The organism is Staphylococcus gallinarum, from assembly GCF_000875895.1.
Classification (GTDB): domain Bacteria; phylum Bacillota; class Bacilli; order Staphylococcales; family Staphylococcaceae; genus Staphylococcus; species Staphylococcus gallinarum.
On sequence record NZ_JXCF01000001.1, the window covers coordinates 85086 to 98601 of the forward strand.

At 34.5% G+C, this 13516-nt stretch carries 9 protein-coding genes; 3 read left to right on the forward strand and 6 right to left on the reverse strand.

Annotated features, from left to right (window positions below):
* Nucleotide 1 precedes the first annotated feature (1 nt).
* The 6 genes from SH09_RS00350 to SH09_RS00375 all read right to left on the reverse strand — a co-directional run bounded on the left by SH09_RS00350 (nucleotide 2) and on the right by SH09_RS00375 (nucleotide 9114).
* Complete coding sequence (locus SH09_RS00350) at nucleotides 2-886, reverse strand: mechanosensitive ion channel family protein (RefSeq protein ID WP_042737625.1); 885 nt, start codon at nucleotides 884-886, stop codon at nucleotides 2-4.
* An 887-nt stretch (nucleotides 887-1773) separates the two neighbouring features.
* Nucleotides 1774-2151, reverse strand: a complete 378-nt coding sequence (locus SH09_RS00355; RefSeq protein WP_042737626.1) for a Na-translocating system protein MpsC family protein — start codon at nucleotides 2149-2151, stop codon at nucleotides 1774-1776.
* Between the two features lie 200 nt (nucleotides 2152-2351).
* Nucleotides 2352-4967 (reverse strand): DUF2309 domain-containing protein, encoded by a 2616-nt coding sequence (locus SH09_RS00360; protein ID WP_042737627.1) that lies wholly within the window; start codon nucleotides 4965-4967, stop codon nucleotides 2352-2354.
* Nucleotides 4951-6498, reverse strand: a complete 1548-nt coding sequence (locus SH09_RS00365) for an NADH dehydrogenase subunit 5 (RefSeq protein WP_042737628.1) — start codon at nucleotides 6496-6498, stop codon at nucleotides 4951-4953. Before SH09_RS00365 ends, SH09_RS00360 begins: the two co-directional genes overlap by 17 nt.
* 434 nt (nucleotides 6499-6932) lie before the next feature.
* Entirely contained in the window at nucleotides 6933-8030 is a 1098-nt protein-coding gene (locus SH09_RS00370) for a low temperature requirement protein A (RefSeq protein ID WP_042737629.1), read from the reverse strand.
* Between the two features lie 100 nt (nucleotides 8031-8130).
* Nucleotides 8131-9114 (reverse strand): choloylglycine hydrolase family protein, encoded by a 984-nt coding sequence (locus SH09_RS00375; RefSeq protein WP_042737630.1) that lies wholly within the window; start codon nucleotides 9112-9114, stop codon nucleotides 8131-8133.
* A 219-nt stretch (nucleotides 9115-9333) separates the two neighbouring features.
* On the opposite strand from SH09_RS00375, the gene SH09_RS00380 reads away from it, so the two are divergent.
* The 3 genes from SH09_RS00380 (at nucleotide 9334) to melB (ending at nucleotide 13286) form a co-directional block, all read left to right on the forward strand.
* Nucleotides 9334-10218 carry an AraC family transcriptional regulator gene (locus SH09_RS00380; RefSeq protein ID WP_042737631.1) on the forward strand — a complete coding sequence of 295 codons (885 nt, stop codon included), beginning with the start codon at nucleotides 9334-9336 and terminating at the stop codon, nucleotides 10216-10218.
* Between the two features lie 169 nt (nucleotides 10219-10387).
* Entirely contained in the window at nucleotides 10388-11686 is a 1299-nt protein-coding gene (melA, locus tag SH09_RS00385) for an alpha-glucosidase/alpha-galactosidase (RefSeq protein ID WP_042737632.1), read from the forward strand.
* A 229-nt stretch (nucleotides 11687-11915) separates the two neighbouring features.
* Nucleotides 11916-13286, forward strand: coding sequence for a melibiose:sodium transporter MelB (gene melB / locus SH09_RS00390; protein WP_042737633.1), 1371 nt, complete (start codon nucleotides 11916-11918; stop codon nucleotides 13284-13286).
* Nucleotides 13287-13516: the final 230 nt, after the last annotated feature.

Here is a 13516-nt window from a genome sequence, read left to right on the forward strand (position 1 = left end):
TCTATGCTTTATTTTGTTGATTCGAATCATATTGTACCATAACTGGTTGAGGCACTTTAATACCATTGTCTTTAAATAATTTATGAATTTCTTTTCTTAATATTCGCGCCCCGGAAAATCCTTCTCCCGGAACTGTTTCTGCAGAAATACTTAAGACAATTTCATCTCGAGTTATTGAGTTAATACCTACTACCTTAGGATTTGATACAAATAAATAGTATTTAGATCTCATTGCTTCAAAATGCTTCGTCAATACTTCCTCGACTCTGTCGATATCTTCTTCAACAGAAACCGGAATTTCAACTATAGATTCTCCGTTTGTCACTGAGTAATTTGTTATTTCTCCCATACTACCATTTGGCAATGTAGTAAGCTCGCCACTAATTGTATTGATACGTGTAGATCTGAGACCTATCGCTTTAACTGTGCCTTCTGCAACGGTAGTTCCTGCGCTATTAATTTTAACATAGTCCCCTACATCAAATTGATTTTCAAAAATAATAAAGAAACCTGTAATAATATCTTTAACTACTGTTTGTGCACCAAAGCCCACTGCAAGACCAACTACACCAGCACTTGCAATAATGCCTTCAACACTAATCCCAAACTTACTTAAAATTGTCGTCAATACGATAAACCATACCACATAGGAAACCACATTTTGAATCAGTGAAATTAATGTATTGGAACGTTTTTTATTCGCTTTTTTACCTTTATTTTGAATTTTAAAGAATTGCTCAATACCCTTATTAATAAAACGTAAGACAATCCATGCCACTACAACATACACAACAATCATAATTAAATTAGACAGTAAACTTTGGTACGTTTCTGGCTTAGTTAGAGGTTCTATTAATGAATACAGAATATTTTTGAGTTGAGTCATACGTCCGTCCTCCTTATTACCTCACTATATACTTTTAATTATTATACTGAATATTATTATAAAACAAATCCTACTTCGGATTTAATTTCAACTTTAATAGTCAGCATTTTTCAATATCTTCACTTATTATATTAAAGCTAGACATAAGAAAAAGAACCATAATAAAAATTATGATTCTTTAACACCCAAGCAGTAATTTTACTACAAATCAAAGCGCTAAAACAAGTTATTCATATTATGTTATTAAGATAAAGTACGGATTTTTGAATGACATCCATTATATAGCAATGATAAAAAATTATATACAATTAAAGTTAAATAGCATATAAATAATAACGATTCGGCATTGAATTGGTACAACTAGGGAAATTTTACCAAAAGATATACAAATTATTATAATATTCTGATAAAGGAGGTGACACTTTACTTAAATAGCCGGTTCAAATTTCTCCCGAGCTAATTACTAAGTTTTCACATATTTCCTCGTATGATAACTTTTCAAAATACAGTAGTATTACCTTGTAAATTTCATCTTAAAGTTACTGTCACCATTAGATAAAATTATAATTCTTTAACACCCAAACATTATTTATATGATGATAAAATTAATTAAACTAAAAAATCTTCCAAATTTCTAAAAGTATATCGCACTTACTGACCCTTACATCGGTAAGTGCATTTCTTATGCGTCCTTCCACCATGCAAGCATAATTCCAATCGTTAAATCGCCACAGTTCCAAATCTAAATGCTCTTAACGACTTTTATATAATGCGCAATGAACACACTCAATGAAATAATTAAAAAGACCAACCGAAGTGTTACCTCAGATTGACCTTTTTAATCTGTTCTATATTATCTACAAAACAGCTACAACAACCTTAAATAGTTATTTATGTTGTTCAATTAACTGCTTTTCCAAATCATTATACAATTTAAATATCATAACGCGTTCGCCGGTACGGGAACTTAAATCTGTGTGAAATCCTTTTACTGATTCACCAGTTATAGACAACACAATTTCATTTAAAGCGTCTATGCCGGACTCTACTAATTTAGAGCGCGTCTTCTTAATCGTTAGCAAGCCTTCATTGGTCTCACACACTTTGTATTCCGCTTGGGTAAGTACGCCTTGTAAACTCACGATAATCATATCTCGCAAAATATCTGTCTTTACTGAAAGTGAGCCACGTCCAAGAAAATCCTTCTCCCATTGTGTGATGGCTTTACTAATTTCAGACTCGTATGTGCCCTTCTTCGTCTTCATTACCTATACATCTCCTGTAGAACAAGTTTAAGAGGTTAAACTAGAATCGAACTTACCAAAATAACAGTATCATTTTTGATCTATTTTTTCTATAATAGCATAATTTACATTCAAAAATCATATCTATATTGTCACGGGAAAGTAGTCGACCTTACATGTTAATCTGTTGCCTATTATATCTATTACTTATTTCATTATATTTAATTAGACCATTCTTTCCAGTCACCAAAGTGATCAATACTAGCTAATCTTACCCAACCATTATTTACTTTTTGACGGAAATCAGGTAACGCATCTAGAAGGTTCATAATCACGTGTTGTGGTGCTTGAACGACGATTAACAACCGAATAGGAGAATGATACATCTTATTATCAGCTGACATTACTGATTGCCAAGGCAAACCTGTAAGCAAATCACTCGCGTTACCTTGCATTACACCGATTCCAGCAGTAACTGTTTGAGTGATTTTATTTCCACTACCATAATAATGTGGCGCTACAGTGGAAGCATAATACTGTAAATTTATCCATTGAGCGACCGTTGCAGGTCCCGAAATGATATTTGCAAGTATACTACCGTCCTCATCATCTTTCCAATTATAATTATGCAGAAATGCACGACCCTCTAAGTTTATATCCTTAGTTAAACTTCTCTCACCAATAATAAATGACGCATTTTTAGCTAGACCCCATTCTGGTCTAATTTCACTCCAGTCATTTGCTAATCGGTGTACTTCTTTAATTGGATCCTTTTTAGTTATGTGATTGTTTGGCAACTGTGACAAACGTTGTTGGTTAGCACGACGACTAATCTCAGGCATACTAGCTGTTAATGCTTCATATGCATCTTGAGCCGCTTCTGGTAATTCCGGAAGATATACCCATGCTAACTCATCAACAGATGTATGGTGTTCCGCTGAGGCAAACACTGTTGTCGAAGGAATAACTATGTCTGCATTAGCTAATCCAGCTCGTACTTCTGGCAAATTGCATAACTGTGCTAACACCTTGGCATTAAATCCACTGGCAGCTCCACCACAAGCACCACAATCTAACGAAGCTGCATACGGATTGTTTGCACTGTGACTACCATGACCACAGAATACGACCAATGGCGCAAAGCGCTTCGTTAAATTCATCAATGTTAATGCTTGCTTAGCATATGCAATCTTTTCTTCATCTGTAAAACCAATTGGCAAGTGATCTTCATGCTCATGTTGATAATCTAAGGTTAATGTTGTATCTTGAGGTTTTTGCAACCATCTTCCGTAAAACTTTCTAATCAAATTTCCAGTTCGTCGTGGAATAAAACTACGCGTAATTGTTTGTAATGTAAGCCATGGACCACTTAATTCCGGCAGCAATAAACTTGGCAATGCGTTTTGTTTCATTTTCTTAAAAGTATAAGTCACAGACTGAAGGACATGCTTACGTTGTTGAAAAGCAGTAGGCTCACGTTCAGCTGTATATTCTTTAATCTTATGTTGTGGTTGATTCATAACAGGCAATGATGGGTGGCTATGCTTTTTGCCTAATTCACTTTTAGCAATCGGCAAGCCAAAGAATCCTGCAATCCCAATCGTTTCAAAGTGACCTGCCTTTTCAATCTGACGACGAAATGGTTCAGAACGCACATCTATACAGAAGGCCAACTGTGCTGTTGGTGTTATTGTTTCATCTTGTACTTTCGTAGCGGTCTGCTCTAAATGATCTTTCATCTGTTGCTGATACGTCTCTTCCCACGCTTCTAACCAAATCTTCCTACTCACTTGATGGTTAAAATGTAAGGCAAAATGAACATGTGCTAATTGACTTTCTGAAGTTAACTGACTCCATGCTTCAACACTATACCCTCCCCATTCTAACCATTGTAAAATAGCTTCCGTCCACTGTGATATATCAACACGTGGTTCAGCTTTAATAGGTAAATAAGGGTCTACTAAACACCATTCTAGCGCTAATCGAATAGCTAGATACGTACGTATTAAATGATCTTCGTGTTCGTCATTTTCTTCTTGCCAAAGCATCATACCTGCCCAACCAGGCAAGGCTAATAAGTGTTGTTCCAGATAAGATTGGATCTCTCCCTCATCAATACCTAAACGCTGAAGTGCAGTATTTAAGAGTAGTTCCGAATCATTCGGCAATGTTTTAATACGTTGTCGCTCTTGCTTAGTCAATGCCGGATCATGTTGAACCAATCGATACCATGATGCAAAGAAACCGCGTTCTCTGTCAGGCATTGTCCAGCCAGCTTGTGCATCATCAACATACAACTTACACCATTTCATAACATGATAATCAACATAGTCACTTATTTTTGTGCCTTGGTCATCTGTTACTGCGGCACTGATTAAGTGAGCATGTTTTGATTTATGACCACTTGTTGACCGCGCTAATGATGTTGCAAATTGCTTTGCTTGTGCATATTGTGCTTTGTCATTAGTCTTCTGCAAGGATTTCAACGTCATCACTTGCTTTACAAAGTGGGCTAAAGTTTCAGATGCACATGGAGCTGTAGTTTGTTGTAACCATTGTTCTAAGCCTTCATCTACTTTATCTTGAGCAATTTCACCGTTGTCCTTTGCCTCTAATATCGTTGAAACTGCTGGATACATATCGACTTCTCGCACTTCCCTTAACCATTGCGCCACATCATCGAAATTTTTATCTTCTAGGTTGGCCCAAGGACTACGGGCAGCAAACACTGAAATGGGTGACAAAGGTACAATGACTTTTTGCGCGTTTGTTATGAGTTGATTTAAGTCGTTATTGTCTATATTATGATACATCGTTGTTTTATCCATTTTCCCCATTTGAGTGTCCTCCTTTCGATAAATACTGTTTCAAATAATTCGGATGACGTTCAACCGTAGTTATTTTAGCGTCTCCAATTCTCACTAGCCACATATACAGCATTGCAAAGGCAGTAGAATTACGGTGACGAGCCACCCAAGTACTCATCGCACTACCAAATAATAAGATTAGCGCTACAATAACAACAATAAACATTGGTGGTTGCGAACTTTGGAAGGCAATTGTATGTAATGCTTCATTTAAGTAATGATGTACTAAATAATAAACAATACCAACAGTAAGTAAGATTAATAGGCCCATTATACGTCCGAATTTACCTTCACCAAATGCAACTAACTGTGCCCACGAAACAGATAACGACCATGCTAAAATTAGACCACTCACTAATCTATAACCTTGCCCAGGCTCACTCAACCAAAAACTCAATCCAATTAACAACGCCAGCAAACGCCCTACTAGAATCCACAAGTAAGACATACGTTCATTCGCTCGACTTGGAACATTAAAATGTCTGACTGCTGAGCCAGATCTCAAGAACAATGTTGCTTTAAACAAACCATGAAGCATTAAATGTATAATCGCTGGAATATATGCACCAAGTGCACATTGAATCAACATAAAGCCCATCTGACCAATTGTCGAACCAACTAATAATCGTTTGTAATCAACATGTACTAAACTAATACCGGCACCAATCAATACAGATGCACTCGCAAAGCATAACAATACGACAGTTGCTAAATCACCGTTAAATAGTGGAGAAAAGCGCGTTAACATAATACCACCCGCATTCACTATTCCAGCATGCATAATTGCTGAAACAGGTGTAGGTGCCGCCACAGATTCAATTAACCATCTTTGGAAAGGCCATTGAGCAGCAGGAATGATGACCGCAATAACGATTAAAATATTAATAATAAATCTTTGCCACACTGCGATTTGACTCACATGCTCTTGCGTAAAGATATTAATATAATGCCATTCACCAGTTAAAGTACCCATCCACAATACTGCTATTGCTAATGCAATCCAGCTCACTAAAAATAATTTGCCAGATACTTTAGCCGCCTCACGTGTAACACCCCATGCTTTCGTCAAACTTATTAATAACGTTAAACATATCAGTGTAAGTCCCCAACAAACAACCATAATACGTAAGTCTGCCGTCAACCAGGCACTCGCAGCAAAACTAGTCATTAATGTAAATAGAGTAAAATACTTTCTATAATTCAAATCTCCTGAGAAATAACGAATACAATAACGTTGTATTATCAATCCAATACCTAATACAAAGAAGGTCATCAACCATGCCAAGACATCTGTGTACCAAACACCTAGTTCAATATTCTTCTCAGCACCTAACAACCCTACAAATGCAACAATAACGGGTAGTGCGACGAGCCAAATATGGATACGCACATAGGCTAGCGGCAATTTATTCGATAAAAAGAACAAGCCACTTACTATAGCAACAGCTAAAGCTACAAAAAATACAATAAAATATACAGAAACATCTATCGATGCCAGCATGGCGATTCCTCCTTTACATTTTTTTAACTTGCTATATACGCTTGTTTCAAAAATATTTAAGTATAAATAAAAGCCGACAATATATAATAAATCATCATTGATTCATTAACATTGTCGGCTTCAATACGACTCATTACATGTGGATAAATGTAATGCTTCGCTTTGCTACCTCATATATAGTTAAAGTTTATAATTTAAAAGTTCATTAATAAGTCGCACAATCTCTGCCTAAACTAGCTTATTGTTCACCTTTTCACCAAACCAATTTAAGTTATTAGCATAATGCTAAGGTGTCAATCTTCTACGTCACACAGTTCTCAACAACTTGTTATTTTTAATTCAATAATATCACGATATACTGATTATTCGTGATTGTCAAGAATTTACATTTATAATTAATATATAGAATGTTCAAATCAAACTATATTATAAATTTATTTAATTCCTATTTCGTCATCACTTTTACCTGAATAAAATATAAAGCACAACAGGAGAATGCCAATAATTTCTACGATAGTAACTAAATAAATATTAGTAATAATTAATCCAATTATCGTGGCGATTAAGATAATAGTTATAAATAAAGCACGTTGATCAATGACTGAGTTGTGTAACTGTGTATCTATATAAATTGCTAGTAGGAAAATACCAAAAGCCAGTGTATAAATATATAATTCCACTGTACTAATTTCGTGATTTGCTAGTACCTTGTTCATAATTAAAAAGATAAAGTCTAACGTAAAGATTAACGCTAAATGTAAATAGGCACTAGCAAAGCCTGTTGCATCATCTCTCTCATAATTCAAACTCTTCTTATAATGTAAGGTATAAACCATAAACAGACTTACAACTAACACAAAGTAAACCACGTCTAATACATTAATATGTGCAATCTCGACATTATTCACTATTTGTACGATACCTTCCCCAAATAATAAAATCATAAATAAACTTAAACGTTCTGAGAAATGTGAGAAAAATAGCGGATTCTCTTTGGAAACCTTTAAGAATAGTACTGGGAAAATAGCCATAATCACTATACCGATAAAGTAAATCCAAAAGTTAATTCCTGCTGGTAACGCTAACGAAACCAACGATACAATTATCATTAATAACAAGCCTGAAACATACACCTTAACGAGTTGTAACGTGACTACTTGCTTATTCAACTTATAATTAAGGATGTATTGTATAGCTATACTCAAGAATATCAAAATTGACATCGTTACAAACGGCTTAAACGTTTGTTGAAAGTCCGCATTCGTAGCTTTCGACAACAATAACACCAAGAACATATCAATAAATACAAATAAATATTGATACCATTTTTGCTCAAAGAACCTATTTACTAGCAATGTACGATATACCCATATCGCAAAGAAGATTAAAAACATTGTAAAGTTCTTGCCTAGGCTTTCTAATGAAGCCAAGTCTTCTGAAATGTGTTCGATTGTTTGATTAATCGTAGATAATACAAACACAAACACTAAGTCGAAAAATAATTCCGACATACTCACTTCTTTCTTTTTCACCAATACTCCCCCCAAACTTCATACGCAATCTTTCATTTGTTCTTATAATTTATCGCTATACCTTTCATATAATAGGTAAATAACATTGCTACTGATCAATTTAATTTAAACGCTGTGTTTTAAAAGGATGATCAATAGAAAAGTACGTAATTTCTTCTTTATTGAGTAAAGCTTCTGTTAACTTCACCTCAAAGACCTCACTACTATGATACGGTTTAATAAAATACGTCGGTTCATGGCATTGTAATACACATTGATATTGTGTGTAATGTGCCATCTCACCGTCTATCACTGCACCCCTAGGTATACTCACATTGTTCAATACCTTAAAGCAACTATTCACATTTTGTAATGTATCTTCAGAGTCCATTTCTAAATGGTGTCGTAAATATGCAGCACGAACAAAACGCTCTGCAGACGTAAAGCCCCCCGGTAAACCATATGTTCCACCCTCGACACCTAATGTAGCAAATTGCAATTCACCAAACTGCTTTTCTCTGCCATGTTCAGGCGTTAAATGAACATAATTTCTTAAATTTTCTAAGTGCCATTCTAATTTAGGATTATTCGTTAATACATGTACTGGATTATCCTTCATAATCAACAATCCATCATGAGGTTCAACAGAAACCGTAACACCTGATTGATCCGTAATTATAAAATGCAATGGTGGAATGTTATTGAGCGCTTTATTCTCAACTGCTACGATATTAATCTTATGTAGATTATGTTGCAAGTCAGTTAACGATTGATTGTTACCTAATGCCCATACGATAAATTCTTCTGGTCCTATATTAAAATAACCTTCACGTGGTTCAGTTGCATAACTTGCTTCGCCTGTAAAATAATGAGTCGAAATCGCTAAACCATGTTCATTTACACCGTCACCAAAACTATAACGACCTACCATGACACCTGTACCAATGAAACCATAGTTCATTTGTTTCGTCCCAGCAATATCAAACGTCCAAGTATATTGAGAAGGTACCGCTATCGGGATACCATTAAATTCAAAATCAAAATCCATAGTTCTTGCTAAATAATTAATATTTTGAGGTGATAATATTGAAAAACCTGTACACATCCTCAACCCTCCAATTCAAAATAAACTGCATATTCACTACAGTTACCACGCATTTTATCACATATTCAAAGGGAAAGAATCACAATTCATTTATTTAAAATAATAATATTTTATCAACCCTTATTTTCTAAAATTTTAATATCGCTTACATATATCAATACTATTTCGTTATAAAACAATGATAGAATAAAAATCAAATGAATGGAGGTAGTATTTAATTTGGAAAAAGAAATTAAACACAACTCATATGGATTCAGATTTAAAGGTGATTTTCAAAGTAAAGTTGCCGGACTAAATGCGACAGGTTATGAACTCAGACAAACTCATGATTATCGTTGGCATGGTTTACATAGAGAGGAAGAAGATATTTACATATTTCAATACACGATAAATGGCGAAGGTGCTATAACTTTGGACAATGAAACTAGATACCTTGAGACTGGTGATGCTTTCTTTGTACATGTCCCGAGTGATCACTGTTATTTTCTACCTACACACTCTAAGCAGTGGGAATTTCTTTATTTTACAATTTATGGTGAAGAAATTGGGCGTTTATTCCAACAAATTATCAGTAGCTATGGTCATATATTCAAATTACCCATACACTCAGAACCAATCTGCCATATTATTGAAACGTTAGAACGTATAGAAACATTAGGTATTAAGCATGGTTATGATGCATCAGCTTGTGCCTATACATTTATGATGAAGTGTCTTGAATACTTTGAATATGGCCAACAACAAGTCAATCAATACCCGTTAGCCATTGCTAAAGCCATACATTTTATCGAAAATAATTATAAGCAAGATATTACATTAGACGATATTGTGTCAGTATCTCAATTATCAAAGTACCATTTCACACGCCAATTTAAAAAATCAGTCAAAGACACACCCATCAACTATCTATCTAAGACGCGTATTAAACAAGCTTTAGTGTTATTGTCTGCCAATGACTTTAATATTGAAACAATAGCTCTAGAAGTCGGCTATACATCAAGTAATTATTTTAGTAAAGTATTCAAAAAAATCGTTGGTGTATCACCGAATCGTTATAGACGTGACACATCCATTATGTCCGTCGACAAAATATTCATCGACTAATAACAGCAATATATTACCCTTTTCAAATTTATTTACGATTGTATATTACCTCTAAAGTAACTAAGCTATAACTAAGCTATAGCAAACTTAAAATATTTTATCGACTTATTTATCAGAATTTTCGAATAATATTTACAAAAATTATTGTGTTACTTTAGGAGGAAAATATATGAATAAAATAACGTTTTTAGGCGCTGGAAGTACTGTTTTCGCAAAGAATGTCTTAGGAGATTGTATGACAGTAGATGCTTTACAAGACTTTGAATTTGCACTATTTGATATTGATGAAGAGCGTTTACGTGATTCTGAACTCATGTTGAACAATTTAAAAAAGAATTTAAACTCAACAGTAAAAGTGACTGCTTACCATGATAGAAAAGCCGCTTTATCAGGAGCAAAATATGTCATAAATGCAATTCAAGTTGGTGGATATGACCCAGCAACAATCACCGATTTTGAAATACCTAAAAAATATGGCTTACGTCAAACAATTGCAGATACATTAGGTATTGGAGGTATTTTCCGAAACTTAAGAACTATTCCAGTAATGCAAGATTTCGCACGTGATATGAAAGAAGTTTGTCCGGATGCCTGGTTCTTAAACTATACAAATCCAATGGCAGTACTCACAAACGTGATGTTACAAGAAGGTATCAAAACAGTTGGCCTATGTCATAGTGTCCAAGTATGTGCAAGTCATTTACTCGAATCATTAGAAATGTCTCAGGATAATATCCAGTGGAAGATTGCTGGCATAAATCATATGGCTTGGTTACTTGAAATTACTCAAGATGGCAAAGATATTTACCCTGAAATTAAAAAAAGAGCTAAAGCGAAGCAACAAACAACACATGATGATATGGTCCGCTTCGAATTGCTAGATAAATTTGGTTATTATGTTACTGAATCTTCAGAACATAATGCGGAGTATCACCCCTACTTTATTAAAGATCAATATCCTGAGCTCATCGAGAAATATAATATCCCATTAGACGAATATCCACGTCGATGTGTAAATCAAATCGAAGAATGGAAACAAATGCGCGATGATATTGTAAACGATCAGAATTTAACTCACGAACGCTCACATGAATATGGTTCTTATATTATTGAAGCAATGGAGACAGATCAGCCATTTAAGATTGGTGGTAATGTATTAAACACTGGTGGTTTGATTAGCAATCTCCCTGAAAATGCCGTAGTAGAAGTTCCATGTTTAGTTGATGCAAGTGGTATTGCTCCAACATATGTCGGAGCACTGCCGGAACAATTGGCGGCGTTGAATCGTACCAATATTAATACACAATTATTAACCATCGAAGCAGCTTTAACTCAAAGTAAAGATAAGATTTATCAAGCTGCACTATTAGATCCACATACAGCTTCAGAACTTTCAATCGACGATATTATTGCACTGTGTGATGATTTAATTGAAGCCCATGGCGATTGGCTACCTGAATTTAAATAAATTTTTTTCAATTTTATTTCAAACCAGATACCAACTCTCAATAAAACTTGAGGGTGGACTGGTTTTTATTAAACAGGATTAACATACCATTGCACATTAGTAATGGTAAATGTAGTATACATTTTTTAAGTTGTAGTCAATAGCAAAGCATTGAAATAAGCTAAGCGTATTTTTTTATACCATGTTGTAAAAGCGCTTACATTTATTGCTTTATCAAGGGGTGGTATTATTGCAAAAGCAATTAACACGTAAAGAAAAATATTCATTCGGTTTCGGAGCATTTGGTAAAGATTTAGTCGTCAATCTTATCGGTATATATCTCATGTATTACCTCACCGATATCTTAGGCGTTGCAGCAAGTTTCGTCGGTACATTATATTTTGTAGCACGGATTTGGGATGCTATCAATGACCCAATCATGGGAATGATCGTAGATAAAACTAAAACTAAATGGGGAAAGTTCAGGCCATGGTTAGTTATTGGGACGCTGGTCAATTCTGTGATTACAGTATTAATATTCACTAACTTTCACTTAGAAGGTACGGCGCTCTATGTATTTGTTTCAATCATGTATATTGTATGGGGGATGACTTATACTATGATGGATGTACCTTATTGGTCATGGTTACCCAACCTTACAAATAACCCTACTGAACGAGAAGAAGTTTCTGTTCTACCACGTATTTTTGCAAGTTTAGCTAATTTAATTTTAGGAGCATTAGGTTTAACTATTGTTATATTCTTAGATAATTTGTTTGGAAACGGGGATCAGTCAACAGGCTTTCTAATTGTTGCAGTAATCACTATTATCATCTTTAACATTACAATTGGTATTACAGTTAAGAACGTTCACGAAGCTCCAACAAATATCGACACTGGTATTACATTAAGATTTAAGGATATATGGCGCATTCTCTTTACTAACAAAGAATTATTGGCATATATTGGCATGATATTAACCTTTTTCCTATGTGGACAATTAATTGGTAATGTAATGATTTATTACTTTAGTTATGTCACTGAATCTAAGTTCTTATTCTCACTTTACAACGGGATGGGCTTTATGGAAATTATTGCTTTATTCTTATTTCCTAAAATTGCCAAATGGCTCTCTCGAGAGCGTGTATATCCAATCGCAACAATTAGTATTATCTTAGGTTTACTGGTAATATTAGTCGCTGGTTACGTAGCACCAAAGGCCTTTATTCCTGTTATTTTAGGTACTTCACTTATTAAAATTGGCTCTGGCCTTATCATGGGTATCATCACTGTTTCTATAGCAGATGTTATCGACTATAGTGAAATGAAATTTGGTCAAAGAAATGAAAGTGTAATAACTTCTACCCAAACCTTTTTAATGAAGACTGCAATGGCCTTCTCTGGTCTAGCAACAGGATGGAGTCTTACATTATTAGGATATCAACCTGGCCAAGAGCAAAGTGAATTAACTAAAAATGGCCTACGCGTCATCATGGTGGTACTACCAATCATCTGTGTAACCGCAAGCTTTGCTATATATAAATGGAGTTATCATTTAAAAGGTACGTATATTAAAGATATTGTTAACGTACTCAACAATCGAAAAAGTCAAAAAGGATAATATACGAATTCACATCCTTAGCTCAATTTAAGTATTAGCAATATATACTGACACGACATTACGTTAGGATATATTGCTTTTTATATTTCTATAAATATTATGTTTATTGATTCATGTATACTTCTCCCACGTTACAATACAGTTATATCCATTTAACCACAATTATTACCTATCCTATTATTATCACAGAGCAACACGATAAATTAATAAAATTAACTTGCCGTTTTCCA

Coding starts and splice junctions, on each gene's coding strand:
- SH09_RS00350 (WP_042737625.1), bottom strand. CDS start 886: ATGACTCAACTCAAAAATATTCTGTATTCATTAATAGAACCTCTAACT.
- SH09_RS00355 (WP_042737626.1), bottom strand. CDS start 2,151: ATGAAGACGAAGAAGGGCACATACGAGTCTGAAATTAGTAAAGCCATC.
- SH09_RS00360 (WP_042737627.1), bottom strand. CDS start 4,967: ATGGGGAAAATGGATAAAACAACGATGTATCATAATATAGACAATAAC.
- SH09_RS00365 (WP_042737628.1), bottom strand. CDS start 6,498: ATGCTGGCATCGATAGATGTTTCTGTATATTTTATTGTATTTTTTGTA.
- SH09_RS00375 (WP_042737630.1), bottom strand. CDS start 9,114: ATGTGTACAGGTTTTTCAATATTATCACCTCAAAATATTAATTATTTA.
- melA (WP_042737632.1), top strand. CDS start 10,388: ATGAATAAAATAACGTTTTTAGGCGCTGGAAGTACTGTTTTCGCAAAG.